The sequence below is a fragment of the Pseudomonas sp. Sample_14 genome, from assembly GCF_004307515.1.
GTDB classification, from domain to species: domain Bacteria; phylum Pseudomonadota; class Gammaproteobacteria; order Pseudomonadales; family Pseudomonadaceae; genus Aquipseudomonas; species Aquipseudomonas atacamensis.
Genome location: NZ_RCOC01000102.1, coordinates 1 through 20,654, shown reverse-complemented (window position 1 = coordinate 20,654; position 20,654 = coordinate 1). Strand labels below are relative to the sequence as shown.

Here is a 20,654-nt window from a genome sequence, read left to right as displayed (position 1 = left end):
GTTTTTTTATGGGTGGACAAAAAGTGGCAGCGTACCCGCATTCATCCGGCATGACAGTCATTAAGCTCTCAGGCTCTCTCGCAAAAAGGTTCGGCAGAACCCACCTGAAACAGATCGATTCAGGCTCAAGCCGTGAAGCTTTCAAATCATTGGGCTGCACGATCGAAGGGTTCGAATCGGAAATAAAGCGACTGTCCAGCCTGGGCATGCGCTTTGCGGTTTTCAGAAACCGCGTAAATGTTGGCGAGCCGGATTTGGATCTTGGCGGCACTCGGGAAATTAGGATCGTGCCAGTCGTTGAGGGTAGCAAGCGTGCAGGCGTTTTGCAGACTGTCGTGGGTGTCGTTTTGCTTGCGATATCCTACGCGCTTCCATTTACGGCGCCATACCTGACCCCGGCCGGGATTGGTCTTATCGCCGGCGGCGTGATCCAAATGCTCAGCCCGCAGGCCTCAGGCCTGAAGCAAAGCGCATCCCCCGAAAACTCCCCGTCCTACGCCTTCGGCAGCGCCAAGAACACCACGGCCAGCGGCAACCCGGTACCGATCTGCATCGGCGAACGCCGGTGGGGCGGGATGATCATCTCGGCCTCGATTCTGGCTGAAGACAAAGCGTAATCAGGACAGCAGCACACCGACCGCCCGCGAGGCGGTTTTTTTATGCCTGGAGGAAAGCATGGGCGCAGTAGCACAGATTGATATCCGAGGCGAGAAGGGCGGCAGCAGCAAGCCGAAGTCGCCGACTGAAGCCAGCGACAGTCTGCGCTCGACCAACCTTGCAAAACTGCTGATCGCTGTGGGCGAGGGTGAGTTCGACAGCGTCCCAACCGATTACGACATCTACCTGGACAACACGCCGATCCTCGATGCCAGCGGCAACTACAACTTCCCGAACGTGAAGTGGGACTGGCGGCCGGGCTCGGTGGATCAGACCTACATCCCGGGCATTCCGTCTGTTGAGAACGAGACGTCGCTGAACATCGAGCTGCGCAGCGATTCGCCGTGGGTACGCTCGATCACCAACACCCAGCTTTCGGCCGTGCGCATGCGCTTGGCCTGGCCGGCGCTGCAACGCTCTGATGACCAGGGCAATGTCGGCGGCTACCGGATCGAATACGCAATCGACGTGGCCACCGATGGCGGCGCTTATCAGCAGGTGCTGGTGGACGCAGTCGACGGCAAGACCACCACGCGCTACGAGCGCTCGCGCCGTATCGATCTGCCCGACGCCACCACTGGCTGGCAGATCCGCGTGCGCCGCCTGACGCCGAACCAGAACACCAACAAGATCGCGGACACCATGCTGGTGGCCGGTTACACAGAGGTGATCGACGCCAAGCTGCGCTACCCGAATACCGCGCTGCTCTACATCGAGTTCGACGCCGAGCAGTTCACCAACATTCCGGCCGTGACGGTGAAGTGCAAGGCCCGTCGCTGGATGGTGCCGAGCAACTACGACCCGATCCTGCGCACTTACACTGGGACGTGGGATGGCTCGATGAAATCGGCCTGGACCAATAATCCGGCGTGGATCACCTACGGCATCTGCACCGAAGACCGCTTCGGCCTTGGCAAGCGCATCAAGCCGTTCATGGTCGACAAGTGGGAGCTGTACCGCATTGCCCAGTATTGCGATCAGTTGGTGCCGAACGGACTGGACGGCCAGGAACCGCGCTTCCTTTGCGACATGAACTTGCAAGGCAAGGCTGATGCCTGGTCGCTGCTGCGCGATATCTCGGCGATCTACCGGGGCATGACGTACTGGGCGCAGGGGCAGCTGGTGATGCAGGCGGACATGCCGCGCGCGCAGGACTTCGACTATGTGTTCACTCGGTCGAACGTGATCGACGGCAAGTTCTCCTACGGCAGCGCCTCGGCGAAAACCCGTTACACCCGGGCACTGGTCAGCTACGACAACCCGGCGAACAACTACGACACCGACGTCATTCCGTTCGCTGACCTGGATCTGCAACGCCGTTACGGCGACCGGCCGACCGAGCTGAGCGCCATTGGCTGCACCCGCGCCTCCGAGGCTCAGCGCCGTGGCAAGTGGGCGATCCTCAGCAACAACCAAGACCGCACTGTCTCGTTCAAGACCGGTATGGAAGGCGTTATCCCGCTGCCCGGACACATAATTCCCGTGGCGGATTCGCTGCTGGCTGGGCGTGAGGTGGGTGGTCGGATCTCGGCGGTGGCGGGTCGGGTTATCACGCTTGATCGCGATACCCAGGCCAAGGCCGGCGACCGGCTGATCATCAACCTCCCCGGCGGCCGCGCCGAAGGTCGCACAGTGCAGAACGTGAACGGGCGCGCGGTGACAGTCACGGTAGCCTACAGCGAGTCTCCGGTGGCGCAGTTGCAATGGGCGCTCGACGCGGACGATCTGGCAATCCCACTGTATCGCGTGCTGCGCACCAAGCGCACCACCGAGGGCGACTACGAAATCAGCGCGCTCCAGTTCGAACCGAGCAAGTTCGCTTTCATCGACACCGGTGCACGATTGGAAGAACGCCCGATCAGCGTTATTCCAATAACCGTTGTGCCGGCGCCGGCGAGCGTGTCGCTTTCGTCGACTTCATCGGTTGTGCAGGGGCTGGCCGTGGCCACCATGACCATCAGCTGGCCAGCCGTGGATGGCGCCGTCGGCTATGACGTGGAGTGGCGCAAGGACAGCGGCAACTGGATCAAGCTACAACGCACCGGCATGACCAACGTGGACGTGGTCGGCATCTATGCCGGGGCCTACGTGGCTCGCGTCCGCGCAGTGAGCGCCTTCGACATCACGTCGCCGTGGCGCAACTCCATCCTGACCAACCTCAGCGGTAAGCAGGGGCTGCCCCCGGCGCTGGCGTTCCTGACTGCCACGCCGCTGCTGTTCGGCATCTACCTCAAGTGGGGATTCCCTGCTGGCGCCGAGGACAGCCAGCGCACGGAGATCTGGTACGGGCCGACGACCGATCTTGAGGCCGCGACCAAGCTGACAGACCTGGCCTATCCGCAGAGCGATTTCTCCATGCTCGGCCTGCGCGCCGGCGTGACCTTCTATTTCTGGGGCCGCATCGTTGACAAGATCGGCAACATCGGTCCGTGGTATCCGATCGGTCTTGGCGTGCAGGGGCAATCCAGCTCCGATGCTGCTGCCATTCTGGAGATGATCGCCGGGCAAATCACCGAAACGGAACTGGGACAGGATCTGCGAGACGAGATCGATAAGATCCCAGGCTTGCAGGCGCAGATCGATGCGCTCGACGGCCTGAAAGGCTACAACCCAGACGCCACGTATGAAGAGTACGACCTGGTGGTGCAGGGCAAGCGGATATACCAGGCCACCGGCCCGGTACCGGTTGGAACTCCTCCGCCGAACCCGCTCTACTGGCTCGATGTTGGGCAGACGGTGGAAACGGCGAACGGCCTCGCCCAGCAAGTGGCAACCAACACCGCCGATATTACCGAGATCGACGGTGTGGTCACCGCTCAAGCCACTGCATTCGAAGCCCTTCGCGCCTCCTCTCGAGACGATGACGGCGCTGGTGATCTCGCAGACGCGATCAAAAGCTACACCAGTACCGCTTCGCTTGCGTCCGAATCGAAGGTTCGAGCATCCGAGAGCGAGGCAATGGCAAGGCGTGTGACGACCTTCGACGCAAAGATCGGAGAGAACGCGGCGAACATCACCGAGCTGGAGGAGGTGGTGGCGACGAACGAATCGGCGACCGCGACGAAGATCGAGCAGCTCAATGTTTCCGTCGGGCAAAACTCTGCGGCCATTCAGCAGACCTCAACAGCCTACGCAGATACGGCCGGCAAGCTGAGCACGATGTGGTCGGTGAAGATGCAGGTCACGGCGAATGGGCAGTACGTCGCAGCCGGCATTGGCCTCGGCATCGAGAACACCGGCGCCGGGCTCCAGAGCCAGTTTCTAGTCAGCGCAGACCGCTTCGCCATCGTCAATACCATCGCCGGCGGCGCCATCGCGGTGCCGTTCGCAGTGCAGGGCGGCCAGGTGTTCATGAACTCGGCGTTCATTCAGGACGGAACAATCACCAACGCCAAGATCGGCAGCTACATCAGCTCCACCAACTACATCCCCGGCCAGCAAGGCTGGATCCTGAACAAAGACGGCACGCTTGAAATAAACGGCATCGTTCCTGGGCAGGGGCGTCTGGTGATCAACTCACTGAACGTCTCGGTCTACGACGCCAACAACGTGTTGCGTGTTCGTCTCGGCTATCTGGGGTAATCAATGGCGCTATTTGGACTGCGTGTCTTTAACGAGAGCGGTCAGCTCGCTATGGACACCAACAGCTTCACCTATCAGGTGATCTGGCAGGGCGTGATTGACTTCAGCGGGACTGTGCCCAGCTACACAATCGCGATTCCCGGTTTCAACCCTGCCAATTGCGTTTTCATGATCATCCCGACGAGAGCACAGGACGTGCAATCGTCAGAAGCGGACGGCTCTGGCAACCAGAAGTCCTACCCCTATGTGACGACGTCGGCAGGTCAGGTTGTTGTTCTGCCTAAAAACCCTTCCGCCGGCGCGGCCACGATTCAATCAAGGGTCGTCGCCAAAGGCTACGCAATCAGGTATTCGACATGAGCTACGGCTTTCAGAGCATCAACGACAATTCGTTTGTCCAGATCGACTCGGAGGCTCCAAGGCTGTGCGTCCTCACCAGAGGCACGTATTCAGGGGTGGCAAGCGCGTCCGGCGTATTTGCTAGGGCAGTCACCAGCGTGGACCCGCCCATGGTCTTCATTCGACCTGATCAGGGAGGAGCGATTCAGGTTCCTATTTCAGTTTGGTTCACCGGCGGACCCGGTAACTGGACCGGGTTCTCCATGAACGCGTCCAGGGTCAACGAAACGCTGAGCGGTCAATATTTCGTTGCCGCTTGGGCTTCGATGGGCACTGCCGCGTATGGGTTACGACTTTGGGACGGCGCAGGAACGCTCGTTTACGACAGCGGAGCGCCGGCTGTGGTCGTGACGTTTGCCGCGGGCAATTGGACCTACCTCGGCACCGAGCAATTGAGCGTTGGGCGCAGATACCTGTGGGGAATCAGCAAGAGCCTTGGTGCAGGGGAATTCGTATCGCTCAACCCGTTCACGATGAACTGCCACAACGACGGCTCAGGCGGCGGATGCGCCCTTGGGGTCGATTACGCAAACAACCGCATCATGATGTACAGCCTCGCGTTCACCGCTTGGACCGATCAGGGCCACCGCCCATTCCTCTGCGCCAAATTGCTGGCCTGAACACTTTCATTTCTGGAGATATTCAATGCCCTGGTACAAGACGGGAACGGTCTCTGTCACCCAAAATTCCAATGCGGTGATCGGCACGGGTACTGCTTTTATCGCCAACAGCCGGGTTGGCGACGGCTTTCGCGGCCCGGACGGCCGTTGGTACGAGGTGACCAACATCGCCAGCAATACCGCTCTGTCGATCTCGCCGAACTACGAAGGTCCGACAGCGGCTGGCGGTTTCTACGCGATCATGCCGGTGCAGGGTTATCAGAAAGACCTGTCTGACCAGGTGCGCACCATCCTCAATGACTACGGCGAAACTCTGGCCGCGCTGGGCACCACCGGAAATTATGATGTTTTGCCGGTAACCAAAGGCGGCACGGGCGGAACAGATCCTGCGGCGGCGCGATCTTCTCTTGGGCTCGGCTCGGTAGCAACCGAAAATGTAGTTCCCGTAGCAAAAGGGGGGACAGGTGGGACAGACCAAGCTGGGGCTCGAGCGGGGCTTGGTCTTGGCAGTGTGGCGACAGAAAGCACTGTTCCAATTTCGAAGGGAGGTACCGGTGCGACCACTGCTTCGGCGGGCAGGACGGCATTGGGTTTAGGATCTGCCGCTGTAGCCCAAATTGTCGGAACGGTCAGCCAGTCTGGCGGATTGCCTACCGGCGCGCTCATGGAGTACGGCACAAACAGCGGCGGTGAGTTCTGGAAGTTTGCTTCCGGGCTGATGATCTGTGCCAAGAAAGTCGCTCTGGGGCCGACCAGTTTTGCCGCTGGCCCTATCTTCACGTGCGTAAGCTCTGCTGTAGGCGCAATGCCGGCCGTGTTCGCTGCGAACCCATACGTGGTCGCAAACGGAATCTCCGACGCATCGGGCGGCGGGTGGGGTTCGTGTTACGTAAATTGGAGCGCGTCAACTTGGGGCAGCTGGGCGATTTACACGGAGGTGTCGAGAACGAGCGCCTCAACTCTTAACCTTATCGCGATCGGGAAGTGGTTCGTATGATCATCAAATTAGTCGGACAGCGCCGAGACGATATTCTTGAGGTGGCGAAGGACGGCGACACGCTCATACTCAATGGGGAAGCTTTCGATCTATCGCCTATTGATGAAGGCGACACGCTGCCTCGCCAAGCCATAGAGTCCGAATGGTTCGCTGGCTCGGTTGATCGGGTTAACGCGGAGCTGGTGCTTACCCTGATACTTCCAAACCCTTGGAACTACAGCCCTGAACAGGCCTTCCCTGATGACCTCGTCAATGTGCTGGATGGCCGCGTTGAACTGCCGAAGCCACTTCCCAATGGTGACGTTGACTCTGATCTACCATCTCTGCCCAGCCCCCCAACGCCGGGCCGGATCGACTGGACCCAGCTCGTTACGAAAGAAATGAAAGCCGCTGCAGCCCAAGCTGAAAAGCTGGCTTCTGCCAAGGCCGAATTGGCATCCAGGAACAACAAGGCGGTTACTCAGATCGCGCGCATTCAGGACCGTGTCGATACGATCGGCTTTGGCATCGACATCGGCGAAGCCACCGCAGAAGACGAAGCCGAGCAGGCAGCATTGCTGATCACACTGAAGGCGTGGAAAGCGTACAAGTTCGCGCTGGGAAAGGTGACCGTGCAGCCGACGTGGTATGAGGCGCCGGTATGGCCAGTTGAGCCTCCAATTCCCGAAATCATTGCCGCGCCGTTGCTGAGCGAGTCAGCCGCGATCTGACTTGAGCTGAACACCGAAACCCGCCAGTGAGCGGGATTTTTTTGCCTGGAGAAAAGTGATGCCAGTAACCGAGAAAGACCGCGACATCCTCGCTCGCACGATTTGGGGCGAGGCGCGAGGTGAAGGCACGGCCGGCCAGATTGCCGTGGCCTGGACGATCCGCAACCGCGTATTCGATGGTAAGGAAAAGTCGTGGTGGGGCGAAGGCTACGCCGAGGTCTGCCAAAAGCCGTGGCAGTTCAGCTGCTGGAACAAGACCGACCCGAACTATCAGTTCCTGATCGGCGTGAAGCAGATCCCGTTCCGCGAGCTGGCGCAGTGCCAGGTCGTGGCTGACCAGGTGATTGATGGAAAGGTGCCGGATCCTACCGGCGGCGCCACGCACTACTACGCCACCAGCATCAAGGCGCCGGCATGGACGGCGAAGGCAAAGCAGTCGCTCAAGCTTGGCGGCCACGTCTTCTTCAAGGATGTGCCGTGATAGTCGTTCCGTGGAAAGCGGTCGGCGTGCTGGCGCTGGCGCTCGCTGCCTTCGGAAGCGCTTGGCAGTTTCAGGACTGGCGCTACGGCCGGCAACTCGCCGAGCAAGCCAAGCTGCACGGCGAGACGCTGAATCAACTGGCCAAGGCCGGCGCCGACGCGCAGAAGTTGGAGCAAGACAAGCGTCTGGCGCTCGAGCAGAGGCTGGCAGCCAGTGAGCAAACCCATTACAGGAAACTGAACGATGCCCAACGTGACCAGGATCGCCTGCGCGATCGCCTTGCTACTGCTGATCTCCGGCTGTCAGTCCTCATCGACGCGGATTCAGCCGGTAGCTGTGACGTGCCAAAAGCCGCCGGCGCCGGCGGCGTGGATCATGCAGCCGTACGCGCCCGACTTGACCCGGCGCATGCTCAAAGAATTATCGCCATCACCGACACCGGTGACCGCGGACTGATCGCGCTGCAGGCGTGCCAGGACTATGTGCGAAACTTGCAACATTGATGGCCCTCCGCCACGCTTGCAGGGCCTTTGGTCTTGAACCATCATTCCTTTTTGATGATGGCGATATGTACGTGGACAAGCGACTCGCAGGGCTTTCGTTTTTGATGACCCTCGTTTGGGTTACGGTCGTCCTGGCGGTGATGTATTGGATGTCGCAGTGAATACAAAGGGTGAATCGTTGTGGAAGGCGTAGTGATGGGCGACAAAATGCAGCGAGAGGCCGATCGCCTGCTGGCGCAGATCGTCCGGACGGATTCGATGATCACGGCGGTAAAGGCGGGAGCACGGGCAGAAGGCTTCGTGCTTGGGCTGGAAACCGCCGGCGCCCTGCGCGCTGGCGATGCTGAAAGGCTCTATATCATTTTCGAATCTGCGCTGGTGGAGCACCTGAAGACACTTTCTCAGCATTAAATCATTCAGCTTTTTCATCAATCGGATTGATCAATCCGCTTTTTTGATTGCGTACATTGCCCACGGCGCGATCGACCTTGAACCATTCGAAAGCCTCTGATGGCTCGCCCTCATGCAGCACCATCTGTTCGGCGCGCTCTTTGGGCGTGGCTGGGTCCAACCATTCCCGCGCGAGCTCTGGCGGAAGAGCGACCGGGCGGCGGTCGTGGATGTCGACCATGCCGCCGGCGCTGTCGGCGGTGATGATTACAAAGCCGTCGTGCTCGCCGGGGCCGTGCTCTTCGTTCGGGTACTGGCCGATCGCGGCGCAGAGGATCGGGGACTGGTCGCGATGCCTGATCAGGTAGGGCTGCTTCTTCGGCCCGCCTTCGTCTACCCACTCGAACCAGTTGTTGATCGCGATGATTGCCCGGTGCGGCCAGATCGCGCGAAAGAAAGGGCCATGGGCGACTTTCTCGACGCGTGCATTGATTGGCGCGGCTCGGTCTTTTGCCCAATGCGGTCGCCATCCCCAGCGGACCATATCTGCATGCAGAAACTCGCCTTCCTGATGGAAGAGGGCGAGCTGAGTGGTTGGCGCCGCGTTGTACCGCTCAAAGGGTTGCTCGCCGGTCGAGTTGATGAGCGCGTTCGGCATGCTGAGTGCCGCCACGAAGTCGTGAATGCCACTGTACTGGGAAAGTCGTCCGCACATTGCCATGCCCTCGGCTGGATCTGATTCAGCGTAGACCCCATAAGGGAAGGCTTCGTCACAAACCTTTTTCGGCGCAGCATTCGCAATGACCTGCGAATTCCCCCCGATCTCGAGCTTCTCTGAAAAGGCGCTGGTTTTCATTGAACAGATGGCTTCTGTTGTGCTCGACGTCGGCGAATCTTCGCTTTTCGCTCAACAAAGCTCCTTCGGCGTACTGAAGCTTTGCCTTGAGAGAGTTTCTCTCCTCCGTGAGCGCGTCATTGTCTCTGACCAGGCCTTCGATATTCGCCAGCGCTCGATCGAGCTTGAGCGTGAGAGCCTCGAATTCGTTCTCGTACATCCTGAGCTGGTGTCGGCAGGTTTCGAGCGGGGTCGGATTGCCGAGCCAATCGTCGGTGTCTTCTATATAGAGGGGGTCCACGAGCGTGCCTTGCTGATCACTGGTTGCATATACAGTAATCGAGGCGCTGCCAGCGGGCGAGGGTTTGGCGACGAGCTGTAGAATTTTTGATTGGTTTTCGGTCGGCAGAACGCCGGAGGAAGGAAAAATCCTGTACCAATTTTTGTACCACTGTGTGCGTTTTGCTGTAGATCAGTGGGTGTCGCAGAGTAGGCCAACCTCAATAAACATTGGGGTTGGCTACTCAGCACCCCATAGCAAAACCCAAAAATAATATTAGGAGTATGGCTGAAGAACTGTCGATGGTTGTTTGTAAGACCTGAAAATCTCGTGAAAAGGCCTGTAAAAAGAGCGGTTTCCGGCGAACGGTTGAAGTTTTTTCTCAGGCATTAAAAACCCCGCACGAGGCGGGGTTCTGATGCGGCGGAAAAAACCGGTCAGACGTGCAGGGTTTCTGCCGCGTAGAGGGTGTTTTCCAGCAGGCAGGCGCGGGTCATCGGGCCGACTCCGCCCGGTACCGGAGTGATCCAGCCAGCGCGGGGCAGGGCGGTTTCGTAGACGACGTCACCGACCAGTTTGCCGTCTTCCTGACGGTTGATGCCGACGTCGATCACGATCGCGCCTTCCTTGATCCACTCGCCTTTGACCAGGCCCGGTTTGCCGGCGGCAACGACTACCAGATCGGCACGACCGACGTGACCGGCCAGGTCCTTGGTGAAGCGGTGAGTGACAGTGACGGTGCAGCCGGCCAGCAACAATTCCATGGCCATCGGGCGACCGACGATATTCGAGGCGCCCACGACTACCGCGTCCATCCCGTAAAGATCAGCGCCAGTGCTTTCCAGCAAGGTCATGATGCCTTTCGGGGTGCAGGGGCGCAGCAGCGGGATGCGCTGCGCGAGGCGGCCGACGTTGTACGGATGAAAACCGTCGACGTCTTTGTCCGGGCGGATGCGTTCCAGCAGCTTGGACGCGTCGAGATGTTCGGGCAGAGGCAACTGCAGGAGCACGCCGTCGATGGCCGGATCGTCATTAAGGCGATCGATCAGATCGGTCAGGGCTTCCTGAGTGGTGTCGGAGGGCAGGTCGTAGGCTTGAGAGAGGAAGCCAACCTCTTCACAGTCTTTACGCTTGTGCGAGACATAAACCTGAGAGGCAGGATCGCTGCCGACCAGGATCACCGCGAGGCCGGGGGTGCGCAGGCCTTGCTGGCGACGCTCGGCAACTCGTTGGGCGATCTGCTGGCGCAGGCTGGCGGCGATCGATTTGCCGTCGATTAGTTGTGCAGTCATTGCGCGTGATTAACCATCGAGAGGGGAAAAAATGAGAACGCATTCTCGCATGTCGAGCGGTGAGGGCAAAGGCGCTTGGTCAGCAAATTCCTCTAACTCCTTTAATTAAATGAATTTTTTTCAAAAAGGATTTGACGACCTTTGGAGCCCTCTATACTATTCGTCGCACTTGTCGGGCACAGCCTAGCACTGGTTAAGAAGGTGTAGCGGAATCAAGGTTCTGCGACGCTGGAAAGCACTTAGTTTGTAGTCCTTTAAGAGTACAGATTAACAAGGCGCCCGTAGCTCAGCTGGATAGAGCATCCGCCTTCTAAGCGGATGGTCGCAGGTTCGAGTCCTGCCGGGTGCGCCATTAGGCAGCTTTGGCACAAGTAACGCGATATGGTGGGCGTAGCTCAGTTGGTAGAGCACGGGATTGTGACTCCCGTTGTCGTGGGTTCGATCCCCATCGTCCACCCCATATTTCGAAAGGCGCCAGATTTAACGGTCTGGCGCCTTTGCTTTAAAAGCTTCATCCGCGGATGTGGTGGAATTGGTAGACACACTGGATTTAGGTTCCAGCGCCGCGAGGCGTAAGAGTTCGAGTCTCTTCATCCGCACCAAATAAAGCTTCATCTGTGCCTAGGGCCTGATGCAGTTTCGACAAAGAAGTTGTTTGGCTTTTTTGTTACGCAATATGGTGGGCGTAGCTCAGTTGGTAGAGCACGGGATTGTGACTCCCGTTGTCGTGGGTTCGATCCCCATCGTCCACCCCATATTTCGAAAGGCGCCAGATTTAACAGTCTGGCGCCTTTTTTGTTTTAGCGGTTTCGAAATCCGGCCATGGCCGATTTCGAAGCGCAGGGCAGGGCACTTCATCGCTTTCAAAGGATCGGATGACGCTGAACTGCTCGTCGTTCCGGTTTTGCCGGAACGTCTGTCGGGGCGGATTTGATAGTTGCTTCTATATATAGAAGCGTTGCTGCAGAGCCCTGACGTGATCGCTTGTATTCGCCAGTGGAGTGCACGGCATTCGTGCGGCGCTCCCTATAAATTGCCTGCTGTTTTTTTACCCGTTTCCAGTAGGGTGACTTCTTGAGTTTGACCCACTAGAATGCATGCCCTTGATTCTGGGGTCGGAAACGGCCGGCTAACGTCTGTGCAACGAGGAATATCCATGCAAGTTTCTGTTGAAAATACTACTGCTCTCGAGCGCCGCATGAGCGTCACCGTGCCGGCAGAGCGCATCGAGACTCAGGTCAACAAGCGTCTGCAGCAGACTGCCCAAAAGGCCAAAATTGCTGGCTTCCGTCCAGGCAAAGTGCCAATGAGCGAAATCAAGCGCCGTTTCGGTGCTGATGCGCGTCAGGAAGCGGTAGGCGACGTCATCCAGTCTTCCTTCTACGAAGCTGTGGTCGAGCAAAAGCTCAACCCTGCCGGTTCGCCTTCGATCGAGCCAAAGTCGCTCGAAGCGGGCAAGGATCTGGAATACGTTGCTGTATTCGAAGTCTTCCCTGAGTTCACCGTTGCTGGCTTCGAAGGCATCACCGTTGAGCGTCTGAGCGCTGAAGTGGCTGACGCTGACCTGGACAAGATGCTCGACATCCTGCGCAAGCAGAACACCCGTTTCGAAGTGGCCGACCGTGCCGCGCAGAACGAAGATCAGCTGAACATCGATTTCGTTGGCAAGGTTGACGGCGAAGTATTCGCTGGCGGCTCCGCCAAGGGCACTCAGCTGGTACTGGGTTCCGGCCGCATGATCCCGGGCTTCGAAGAAGGCCTGGTTGGCGCTAAGGCTGGCGAAGAGCGCGTTCTGAACCTGACCTTCCCTGAGGACTATCAGAACCTGGACCTGGCTGGCAAAACCGCCGAGTTCACCGTGACCGTCAACACTGTGTCCGAGCCTAAGCTGCCTGAGCTGAACGAAGAGTTCTTCGCTCAATTCGGCATCAAGGAAAGCGGCATCGACGGTTTCCGCACCGAAGTTCGCAAGAACATGGAGCGTGAACTGCGTCAGGCGATCAAATCCAAGGTCAAGAATCAGGTAATGGACGGTCTGCTGGCCACCAACCCGATCGAAGTGCCAAAGGCTCTGCTGTCCAACGAAGTTGACCGTCTGCGCGTGCAGGCTGTTCAGCAGTTCGGCGGCAACATCAAGCCAGACCAACTGCCGGCCGAGCTGTTCGAAGAACAAGCCAAGCGCCGCGTCGTGCTGGGCCTGATCGTTGCTGAAGTGGTCAAGCAGTTCGACCTCAAGCCTGACGAAGCTCGCGTTCGCGAAATGATTCAGGAAATGGCTTCCGCTTACCAGGAGCCAGAGCAGGTCGTGTCGTGGTACTACAAAAACGAGCAGCAACTGAACGAAGTGCGTTCGGTTGTGCTGGAAGAACAAGTTGTGGATACTGTTCTGCAGAAAGCTAGTGTGACCGACAAATCGGTCTCCTACGAAGAAGCAGTCAAGCCGGTAGAAGCTCCAGCAGCCGACTGATTGATTTTGCGTTAGAAGTGCACACCATAAGCCAGCTCTCGAGCTGGCTTATGCGTATTCAAGACATAACTATTTGGGAGCGACTGCAGAGCATGTTCCGTAATTCTTATATTCAGCAGAACTCTGATATCCAGGCCGCTGGCGGCCTGGTCCCGATGGTTGTCGAGCAGTCCGCTCGTGGCGAACGCGCCTACGACATCTACTCGCGCCTGCTCAAGGAGCGAGTGATCTTTCTGGTGGGCCCGGTAGAGGACTACATGGCCAACCTGATCTGTGCGCAACTGCTGTTCCTTGAAGCGGAAAACCCGGACAAGGACATCCATCTGTACATCAACTCGCCGGGCGGTTCGGTGACTGCCGGCATGTCGATCTACGACACCATGCAGTTCATCAAGCCGAACGTATCGACCACCTGCATCGGTCAGGCCTGCAGCATGGGTGCATTCCTGCTCACCGCAGGTGCACCGGGCAAGCGTTTCTGCCTGCCGAACTCGCGCGTGATGATTCACCAGCCACTGGGCGGTTTCCAGGGCCAGGCGTCGGACATCGAAATCCACGCCAAGGAAATCCTCTTCATCCGCGAGCGTCTGAACATGCTGATGGCCAAGCACAGCGGCCGTACTCTGGAAGAAATCGAGCGCGATACCAATCGCGACAACTTCATGAGTGCCGAAGCTGCGAAGGAATACGGCCTGATCGACGAAGTGATCAACCAGCGTCCAGCTTAATATAAGCAGCGCAAAACAGGCCTGATCGGCACGTCCGATCAGCGGCGGGCTTGAAAAAGCCCGCAATAGCCTTCATCTTGTGTTGCAAGCCTATCGGATTTGGATCGAACGAATGACTGACACCCGCAACGGCGAGGACAACGGCAAGCTGCTCTATTGCTCCTTCTGTGGCAAAAGCCAGCATGAAGTGCGCAAATTGATTGCCGGCCCCTCGGTCTTTATCTGCGACGAGTGCGTCGACCTGTGCAATGACATCATCCGCGAGGAGGTGCAGGAAGCACAGGCCGAAAGCAGCGCGCATAAATTGCCTTCGCCTAAAGAAATCAGCGGCATCCTTGACCAGTACGTCATTGGTCAGGAGCGTGCGAAAAAGGTTTTGGCCGTAGCGGTGTACAACCACTACAAGCGCCTGAACCAGCGTGACAAAAAGGCTGACGACGTCGAACTCGGCAAGAGCAACATCCTGCTGATTGGCCCGACAGGCTCCGGTAAAACCCTGCTGGCCGAAACACTGGCCCGCTTGCTGAACGTTCCGTTCACCATCGCTGACGCAACTACCCTCACCGAGGCAGGTTACGTGGGTGAAGATGTCGAGAACATCATTCAGAAGCTGCTGCAGAAATGCGATTACGACGTAGAGAAAGCCCAGATGGGCATTGTCTACATCGACGAAATCGACAAGATTTCCCGCAAGTCCGACAACCCGTCGATCACCCGTGATGTTTCCGGTGAAGGCGTGCAGCAGGCCTTGCTCAAGTTGATCGAAGGCACGGTCGCTTCGGTACCGCCGCAAGGTGGCCGCAAGCATCCGCAGCAGGAGTTCCTGCAGGTCGACACCCGTAACATCCTGTTCATCTGCGGTGGTGCGTTCTCCGGCCTGGAAAAGGTCATTCAGAACCGTTCCACCAAAGGCGGCATCGGCTTCAACGCCGAAGTGCGCAGCAAGGAAGAGGGCAAGAAGGTTGGTGAATCCCTGCGTGAAGTCGAGCCTGACGATCTGGTCAAGTTCGGTCTGATCCCGGAATTCGTCGGTCGTCTGCCGGTCCTGGCGACACTGGACGAGCTCGACGAGGCTGCGCTGATGCAAATCCTCACCGAGCCGAAAAATGCTCTGACCAAACAGTATGCCAAGCTGTTCGAGATGGAAGGCGTGGATCTGGAATTCCGTTCCGACGCGCTGAAATCGGTCGCCAAGCGTGCCCTGGAACGTAAAACCGGTGCCCGTGGCCTGCGTTCGATTCTCGAAGGTGTGCTGCTCGACACGATGTATGAGATCCCCTCGCAGTCCGAGGTGAGCAAAGTCGTGATCGATGAAAGCGTGATCGAAGGCAAGTCCAAGCCACTGTATATCTACGAAAACAGTGAGCCGACGGCCAAGGCAGCGCCGGACGCGTAAGTGTTCACAGCGCCGCAACAAAGAAGGGGCCTTCGGGCCTCTTTTTTTTTAAGTCGTTTTTTACCTCCGCTTTGCGCTTGTTTTTTTTCGAGGCAGCCCCCATCTTGGTTTCAAGCTTAATTCCATCTGATTACGGCCATACGGCCGCCGTAGAGGCGAAATCATGAAGACAACCATCGAATTGCCTCTCCTGCCATTGCGTGATGTCGTGGTTTATCCGCACATGGTTATCCCGCTGTTCGTGGGGCGCGAGAAATCCATCGAAGCCCTCGAGGCAGCGATGACGGGTGACAAGCAGATTCTGCTGCTGGCCCAGCGAAACCCGGCTGACGATGATCCCGGTGAAGACGCTCTCTATCGCGTAGGTACGATTGCCACGGTTCTGCAACTGCTGAAGCTGCCTGATGGCACCGTCAAGGTTCTGGTCGAAGGCGAGCAGCGTGGCACTGTCGAGCGCTTCAGCGAAGTCGATGGCCATTGCCGCGCCGAAGTGTCTCTGATCGAAGAAGTCGACGCCGCCGAGCGCGAGTCGGAAGTCTTCGTGCGCACGCTGCTTTCGCAGTTCGAACAATACGTCCAGCTGGGCAAGAAGGTTCCGGCTGAAGTCCTGTCGTCGCTCAACAGCATCGATGAGCCCGGTCGTCTGGTCGACACCATGGCCGCGCACATGGCGCTGAAAATCGAGCAGAAGCAGGAAATCCTCGAGATCATCGATCTGTCGGCCCGTGTCGAGCACGTGCTGGCGCTGCTGGATGCCGAAATCGACCTCCTGCAGGTTGAAAAACGCATTCGCGGTCGCGTCAAAAAGCAAATGGAGCGCAGCCAGCGGGAGTACTACCTGAATGAGCAGATGAAGGCCATTCAGAAAGAACTCGGTGACGGCGACGAAGGCCACAACGAAATCGAAGAGCTGAAAAAGCGCATCGATGCTGCCGGCCTGCCGAAAGACGCGCTGGCCAAGGCGACTGCCGAGCTGAACAAGCTCAAGCAGATGTCGCCGATGTCGGCTGAAGCCACCGTGGTGCGTTCCTACATCGACTGGCTGGTGCAGGTGCCGTGGAAGGCACAGAGCAAAGTGCGCCTCGACCTGGCCCGTGCAGAAGACATTCTCGACGCCGATCACTACGGCCTCGAAGAGGTCAAGGAGCGCATCCTTGAATACCTCGCCGTGCAGAAGCGCGTGAAGAAAATCCGTGGCCCGGTGTTGTGCCTGGTCGGTCCTCCAGGCGTGGGTAAAACCTCGCTGGCGGAATCGATTGCCCACGCAACCAACCGTAAATTCGTACGTATGGCCTTGGGCGGCGTGCGTGACGAAGCGGAAATTCGTGGTCACCGCCGGACCTACATCGGTTCGATGCCGGGAAGATTGATTCAAAAGATGACAAAAGTGGGCGTACGCAACCCGCTGTTCCTGCTCGATGAAATCGACAAGATGGGCAGCGACATGCGTGGCGACCCGGCGTCGGCGTTGCTGGAGGTGCTCGATCCCGAGCAGAACCACAACTTCAACGATCACTATCTGGAAGTCGATTACGACCTCTCTGATGTGATGTTCCTGTGCACCTCGAACTCGATGAACATCCCGCCAGCGCTGCTGGACCGGATGGAAGTCATCCGTCTGCCGGGTTACACCGAAGACGAGAAGATCAACATCGCCGTGAAATACCTCTCGCCGAAACAGATCGCCGCTAACGGTCTGAAGAAGGGCGAGCTAGAGTTCGACGAGGAAGCCATCCGCGACATCATCCGTTATTACACCCGTGAAGCGGGTGTGCGGGGCCTCGAGCGGCAGATCGCCAAGGTCTGCCGCAAGGCAGTGAAAGAGCATGCGCTGGAAAAACGCTTCTCGGTAAAAGTGACAGCTGATCTGCTCGAGCATTTCCTCGGCGTGCGCAAGTTCCGCTACGGCCTGGCCGAGCAGCAGGATCAGGTGGGGCAGGTGACTGGCCTGGCGTGGACTCAGGTTGGCGGCGAATTGCTGACCATCGAAGCCGCAGTGATTCCGGGTAAAGGGCAACTGATCAAGACCGGTTCGCTCGGTGATGTGATGGTCGAATCGATCACTGCCGCACAGACCGTTGTGCGTAGCCGCGCCAAGAGCCTGGGCATCCCGCTGGACTTCCACGAGAAGCGCGACACCCACATTCACATGCCGGAAGGTGCTACGCCGAAAGACGGCCCTAGCGCTGGCGTGGGCATGTGCACGGCGTTGGTCTCGGCATTGACCGGCATTCCGGTGCGCGCCGATGTCGCCATGACCGGTGAGATCACTTTGCGTGGTCAGGTGTTGGCAATTGGCGGTTTGAAAGAAAAACTGCTGGCGGCACATCGCGGCGGAATCAAGATTGTGATTATTCCGGAAGAAAACGTCCGCGATCTGAAGGAGATTCCTGACAATATCAAGCAGGATCTGCAGATCAAACCGGTTAAATGGATTGACGAGGTCCTGCAAATTGCGCTGCAATACGCGCCGGAGCCCTTGCCGGATGTGGCTCCGGAGATAGTTGCCAAGGACGAAAAACGCGAGTCTGATGCCAAGGAAAGAATTAGCACGCATTAATACGTTTTAGCCTGGGGGGCTTTCCTTGACAGCATTTTAGAGCCCTTGTTATAAAGCGGCTCTTAAGTGTCTGTAGGCCATTCAGCACTCGTTTTTGCTTTCACCAAAAAACTTAGAAACATCTCAAAATAGATATAAGGGGACTTAGAGTGAACAAGTCGGAACTGATTGATGCTATCGCTGCATCCGCTGATATCCCGAAAGCTGCTGCTGGCCGTGCGCTGGACGCTGTAATCGAATCCGTCACTGGCGCTCTGAAGGCTGGCGACTCCGTTGTTCTGGTTGGTTTCGGTACTTTCTCCGTGACTGACCGTCCGGCTCGTACCGGTCGCAACCCGCAAACCGGCAAGTCTCTGGAAATCCCGGCTGCCAAGAAGCCAGGTTTCAAAGCCGGTAAAGCGCTGAAAGAAGCTGTTAACTGAGTTTCCAGGTTTTTACCCATCCGGGTCGGGGTCAAGCCTGACTTGGCAGCGGAGCGGTAGAGCAGGTGGCTGAAAGAGCCACCTGTAACGCCGGGATCGAGGGTTCGAGCCCTGTCCGCTCCGCCAGTTACGAGAAGGCGCATCCTCGGATGCGCCTTTCTTCTATCCGGATTCTACCCACGCTCCACGGTTGCCTAAATTGAAGTTCAACCGTTTCTGGGGGACGCATGCTGCAGAATATCAGGGACAATTCACAAGGCTGGATTGCCAAGACCATTATCGGGGTCATCGTTGCACTGATGGCCCTGACCGGTTTCGATGCCATTTTCCAGGCCACGACTCACAAGAACGAGGCGGCCAAGGTCAATGGTGACGAAATCAGCCAGAACGAGCTGAGCCAGGCCGTTGATATGCAACGCCGTCAGCTGATGCAACAGCTGGGCAAGGACTTCGATGCTTCCTTGCTCGACGAAAAGATGCTGCGCGAATCGGCGCTCAAAGGCCTGATCGACCGCAAGTTGCTGCTGCAAGGCGCCGAACAGGCGAAGTTCTCGTTCTCCGAAGCCGCGCTGGATCAAGTGATCCTGCAGACGCCTGAATTCCAGGTCGATGGCAAGTTCAGCTCCGAGCGTTTCGACCAGGTGATCCGTCAACTGGGCTACAGCCGCATGCAGTTCCGCCAGATGCTGGCTCAGGAAATGCTCATTGGCCAATTGCGCGCTGGCGTTGCCGGCAGCGGTTTCGTCACCGACGCCGAAGTGCTGGCATTCGCCCGTCTGGAAAAACAGACCCGTGATTTCGCCACTCTGAACGTCAAGGCCGACCCGGCTGCGGTCAAGCTGACCGATGACGAGGTCAAGGCTTACTACGACGAGCACGCCAAGGAATTCATGACGCCGGACCAGGTGATCATCGATTACGTCGAGCTGAAGAAGTCGTCATTCTTTGATCAGGTCGCAGTCAAGGATGAAGATCTTGAGGCGGCGTATCAGAAAGAGATCGCCAACCTGGCGGAACAGCGTCGTGCCGCGCACATCCTCATCGAAGTGAACGACAAGACTACCGAAGCGCAGGCCAAGGCGAAGATCGACGAAGTCCAGGCGCGTCTGGCCAAGGGCGAGAAGTTCGAAGCGCTGGCCAAGGAGTTCTCGCAGGACCCGGGTTCCGCCAACAATGGTGGTGACCTTGGTTATGCCGGTCCTGGCGTTTACGATCCGGCCTTCGAAAAGGCTCTGTACTCGCTGTCGAAAGACCAGGTGTCCGAGCCGATTCGTACCGACTTCGGTTATCACCTGATCAAGCTGTTGGGCGTGGAAGCGCCTGAAGTGCCGACCCTGGCCAGCCTGAAAGACAAGCTGACCCGCGAGCTGAAAGCCGCTCAGGTCGAGCAGCGTTTTGTTGAGGCGACCAAGCAACTGGAAGACTCGGCGTTCGAAGCCTCTGACCTGGCGCAGCCAGCAGCGGATCTGAAACTGACCGTGCACACTTCCAAGCCGTTCGGCCGTGAAGGTGGCGAAGGTGTTGCCGCCAACCGTGCCGTGGTCACTGCCGCGTTCAGCCCGGAAGTGATTGATGAAGGTGCCAACAGCACCGCCATCGAGCTGGACCCGGAAACCGTGATCGTGCTGCGTTCCAAGGAGCACCTGAAGCCTGCGCAACTGCCGCTGGAAAGTGTGAGCGCGGCGATCCGCACTCAGCTGACCAAGGAGCACGCCAGTGCCGAGGCCAAGACCCGTGCCGAGAAGCTGATCGCTGATCTGCACGACGGCAAGGCGCCGCTGGACAAGGCCATCGATGGCCAGAACTGGAAGATCACCGAAGCGGCCACCCGTGGTCAGGAAGGGGTTGATCCGGCTGTGCTGCAAGCACTGTTCCGTATGCCGAAGCCGGCTGCCAAGGACAAGCCGACGTTCTCCAGCGTTACGTTGCCGGATGGCAGCCTGATGGTTGTGCGACTCAACGGTGTTAACGAAGCTGCCGCGCCTACTGATGAAGAGAAGGCGCAATATCGTCGCTTCCTGGCTTCCCGTGAAGGGCAGCAGGACTTTGCGGCGTATCGCAAGCAGTTGGAAGCTGAGGCGGAGATCGAGCGGTTCTGATCTTTTGACTGACGTTTGAAGGAGCCCCGGCCTGGTTGGTCGGGGCTTTTTTGTTTTTGGTGGCTTGGCGGCCTTTGGGCCGGCCATGCTCTGGGTGGTTTGGGTGAATATCCGTTGCTGCGGGGTTGCTGATTACGGTTCCGCCCTTACGGCGGGTCACCTTTTCCAAACGCCGAAAAGGTAACCGAAAAGGCTTGCTCCTACGTTCGGCCCTCGCAGGCTCGGGTTCCTTCGCT

The 20,654-nt window shown here is 58.1% G+C and carries 18 protein-coding genes and 4 tRNA genes; 19 read left to right on the top strand and 3 right to left on the bottom strand.

Annotated features, from left to right (window positions below; all coding sequences use genetic code 11):
• The first annotated feature begins 8 nt into the window (after positions 1 to 8).
• The 9 genes from D8U61_RS25970 (at position 9) to D8U61_RS25930 (ending at position 8,360) form a co-directional block, all read left to right on the top strand.
• Positions 9 to 617, top strand: coding sequence for a tail assembly protein (locus D8U61_RS25970; protein ID WP_130927906.1), 609 nt, complete (start codon positions 9 to 11; stop codon positions 615 to 617).
• Positions 618 to 675: 58 nt separating this feature from the next.
• Positions 676 to 4,239: a phage tail protein gene (locus D8U61_RS25965; RefSeq protein WP_130927905.1), complete on the top strand. Its 3,564-nt coding sequence runs from the start codon at positions 676 to 678 to the stop codon at positions 4,237 to 4,239.
• 51 nt (positions 4,240 to 4,290) lie between these two features.
• Complete coding sequence (locus D8U61_RS25960; RefSeq protein WP_241663657.1) at positions 4,291 to 4,599, top strand: hypothetical protein; 309 nt, start codon at positions 4,291 to 4,293, stop codon at positions 4,597 to 4,599.
• On the top strand, positions 4,596 to 5,258 hold the full coding sequence (locus D8U61_RS25955; protein WP_073474223.1) for a hypothetical protein: 663 nt from the start codon (positions 4,596 to 4,598) through the stop codon (positions 5,256 to 5,258). The genes D8U61_RS25960 and D8U61_RS25955 overlap by 4 nt, the downstream gene beginning before the upstream one ends.
• A 25-nt stretch (positions 5,259 to 5,283) precedes the next feature.
• Positions 5,284 to 6,255: a phage tail protein gene (locus tag D8U61_RS28170; RefSeq protein WP_241663656.1), complete on the top strand. Its 972-nt coding sequence runs from the start codon at positions 5,284 to 5,286 to the stop codon at positions 6,253 to 6,255.
• Between the two features lie 380 nt (positions 6,256 to 6,635).
• Positions 6,636 to 6,965: a phage tail protein gene (locus D8U61_RS28165; RefSeq protein WP_241663659.1), complete on the top strand. Its 330-nt coding sequence runs from the start codon at positions 6,636 to 6,638 to the stop codon at positions 6,963 to 6,965.
• A 58-nt stretch (positions 6,966 to 7,023) separates the two neighbouring features.
• The gene (locus D8U61_RS25940; protein ID WP_130927902.1) at positions 7,024 to 7,446 is read left to right on the top strand and encodes a cell wall hydrolase; all 423 of its coding nucleotides are present in this window, start codon (positions 7,024 to 7,026) and stop codon (positions 7,444 to 7,446) included.
• Positions 7,446 to 7,949: a lysis system i-spanin subunit Rz gene (locus D8U61_RS25935; RefSeq protein ID WP_130927968.1), complete on the top strand. Its 504-nt coding sequence runs from the start codon at positions 7,446 to 7,448 to the stop codon at positions 7,947 to 7,949. Before D8U61_RS25940 ends, D8U61_RS25935 begins: the two co-directional genes overlap by 1 nt.
• Before the next feature lie 180 nt (positions 7,950 to 8,129).
• A complete protein-coding gene (locus D8U61_RS25930; RefSeq protein ID WP_041481025.1) occupies positions 8,130 to 8,360 on the top strand; it encodes a hypothetical protein in 231 nt (76 codons plus the stop codon).
• 1 nt (position 8,361) lies between these two features.
• On the opposite strand, the gene D8U61_RS25925 is transcribed toward D8U61_RS25930, so the two are convergent.
• The 3 genes from D8U61_RS25925 to folD form a co-directional block, all read right to left on the bottom strand.
• Positions 8,362 to 9,054, bottom strand: coding sequence for an SOS response-associated peptidase family protein (locus D8U61_RS25925; RefSeq protein WP_130927967.1), 693 nt, complete (start codon positions 9,052 to 9,054; stop codon positions 8,362 to 8,364).
• Positions 9,055 to 9,109: 55 nt separating this feature from the next.
• Positions 9,110 to 9,475, bottom strand: coding sequence for a hypothetical protein (locus D8U61_RS27965; RefSeq protein WP_130927901.1), 366 nt, complete (start codon positions 9,473 to 9,475; stop codon positions 9,110 to 9,112).
• Positions 9,476 to 9,891: 416 nt separating this feature from the next.
• Positions 9,892 to 10,746: a bifunctional methylenetetrahydrofolate dehydrogenase/methenyltetrahydrofolate cyclohydrolase FolD gene (gene folD, locus D8U61_RS25915; RefSeq protein WP_110600737.1), complete on the bottom strand. Its 855-nt coding sequence runs from the start codon at positions 10,744 to 10,746 to the stop codon at positions 9,892 to 9,894.
• Between the two features lie 275 nt (positions 10,747 to 11,021).
• Here folD and D8U61_RS25910 point away from each other — a divergent pair.
• From D8U61_RS25910 to D8U61_RS25865, 10 genes are all read left to right on the top strand, one after another.
• Positions 11,022 to 11,098: transfer RNA gene (locus D8U61_RS25910), tRNA-Arg, on the top strand.
• Positions 11,099 to 11,130: 32 nt separating this feature from the next.
• A tRNA-His gene (locus D8U61_RS25905) sits at positions 11,131 to 11,206 on the top strand.
• Between the two features lie 57 nt (positions 11,207 to 11,263).
• Positions 11,264 to 11,348, top strand: a tRNA-Leu gene (locus D8U61_RS25900).
• Between the two features lie 77 nt (positions 11,349 to 11,425).
• A tRNA-His gene (locus D8U61_RS25895) sits at positions 11,426 to 11,501 on the top strand.
• Positions 11,502 to 11,902: 401 nt separating this feature from the next.
• On the top strand, positions 11,903 to 13,213 hold the full coding sequence (gene tig / locus D8U61_RS25890; protein WP_016775337.1) for a trigger factor: 1,311 nt from the start codon (positions 11,903 to 11,905) through the stop codon (positions 13,211 to 13,213).
• A 92-nt stretch (positions 13,214 to 13,305) separates the two neighbouring features.
• Positions 13,306 to 13,941, top strand: a complete 636-nt coding sequence (clpP, locus tag D8U61_RS25885; RefSeq protein ID WP_016775336.1) for an ATP-dependent Clp endopeptidase proteolytic subunit ClpP — start codon at positions 13,306 to 13,308, stop codon at positions 13,939 to 13,941.
• 112 nt (positions 13,942 to 14,053) lie between these two features.
• The gene (gene clpX, locus D8U61_RS25880) at positions 14,054 to 15,337 is read left to right on the top strand and encodes an ATP-dependent Clp protease ATP-binding subunit ClpX (protein ID WP_016775335.1); all 1,284 of its coding nucleotides are present in this window, start codon (positions 14,054 to 14,056) and stop codon (positions 15,335 to 15,337) included.
• Positions 15,338 to 15,500: 163 nt separating this feature from the next.
• Positions 15,501 to 17,897, top strand: coding sequence for an endopeptidase La (lon, locus tag D8U61_RS25875; RefSeq protein WP_016775334.1), 2,397 nt, complete (start codon positions 15,501 to 15,503; stop codon positions 17,895 to 17,897).
• Between the two features lie 149 nt (positions 17,898 to 18,046).
• A complete protein-coding gene (locus D8U61_RS25870; RefSeq protein ID WP_016775333.1) occupies positions 18,047 to 18,319 on the top strand; it encodes an HU family DNA-binding protein in 273 nt (90 codons plus the stop codon).
• A 227-nt stretch (positions 18,320 to 18,546) separates the two neighbouring features.
• Entirely contained in the window at positions 18,547 to 20,418 is a 1,872-nt protein-coding gene (locus D8U61_RS25865) for a SurA N-terminal domain-containing protein (protein WP_130927900.1), read from the top strand.
• Positions 20,419 to 20,654: the final 236 nt, after the last annotated feature.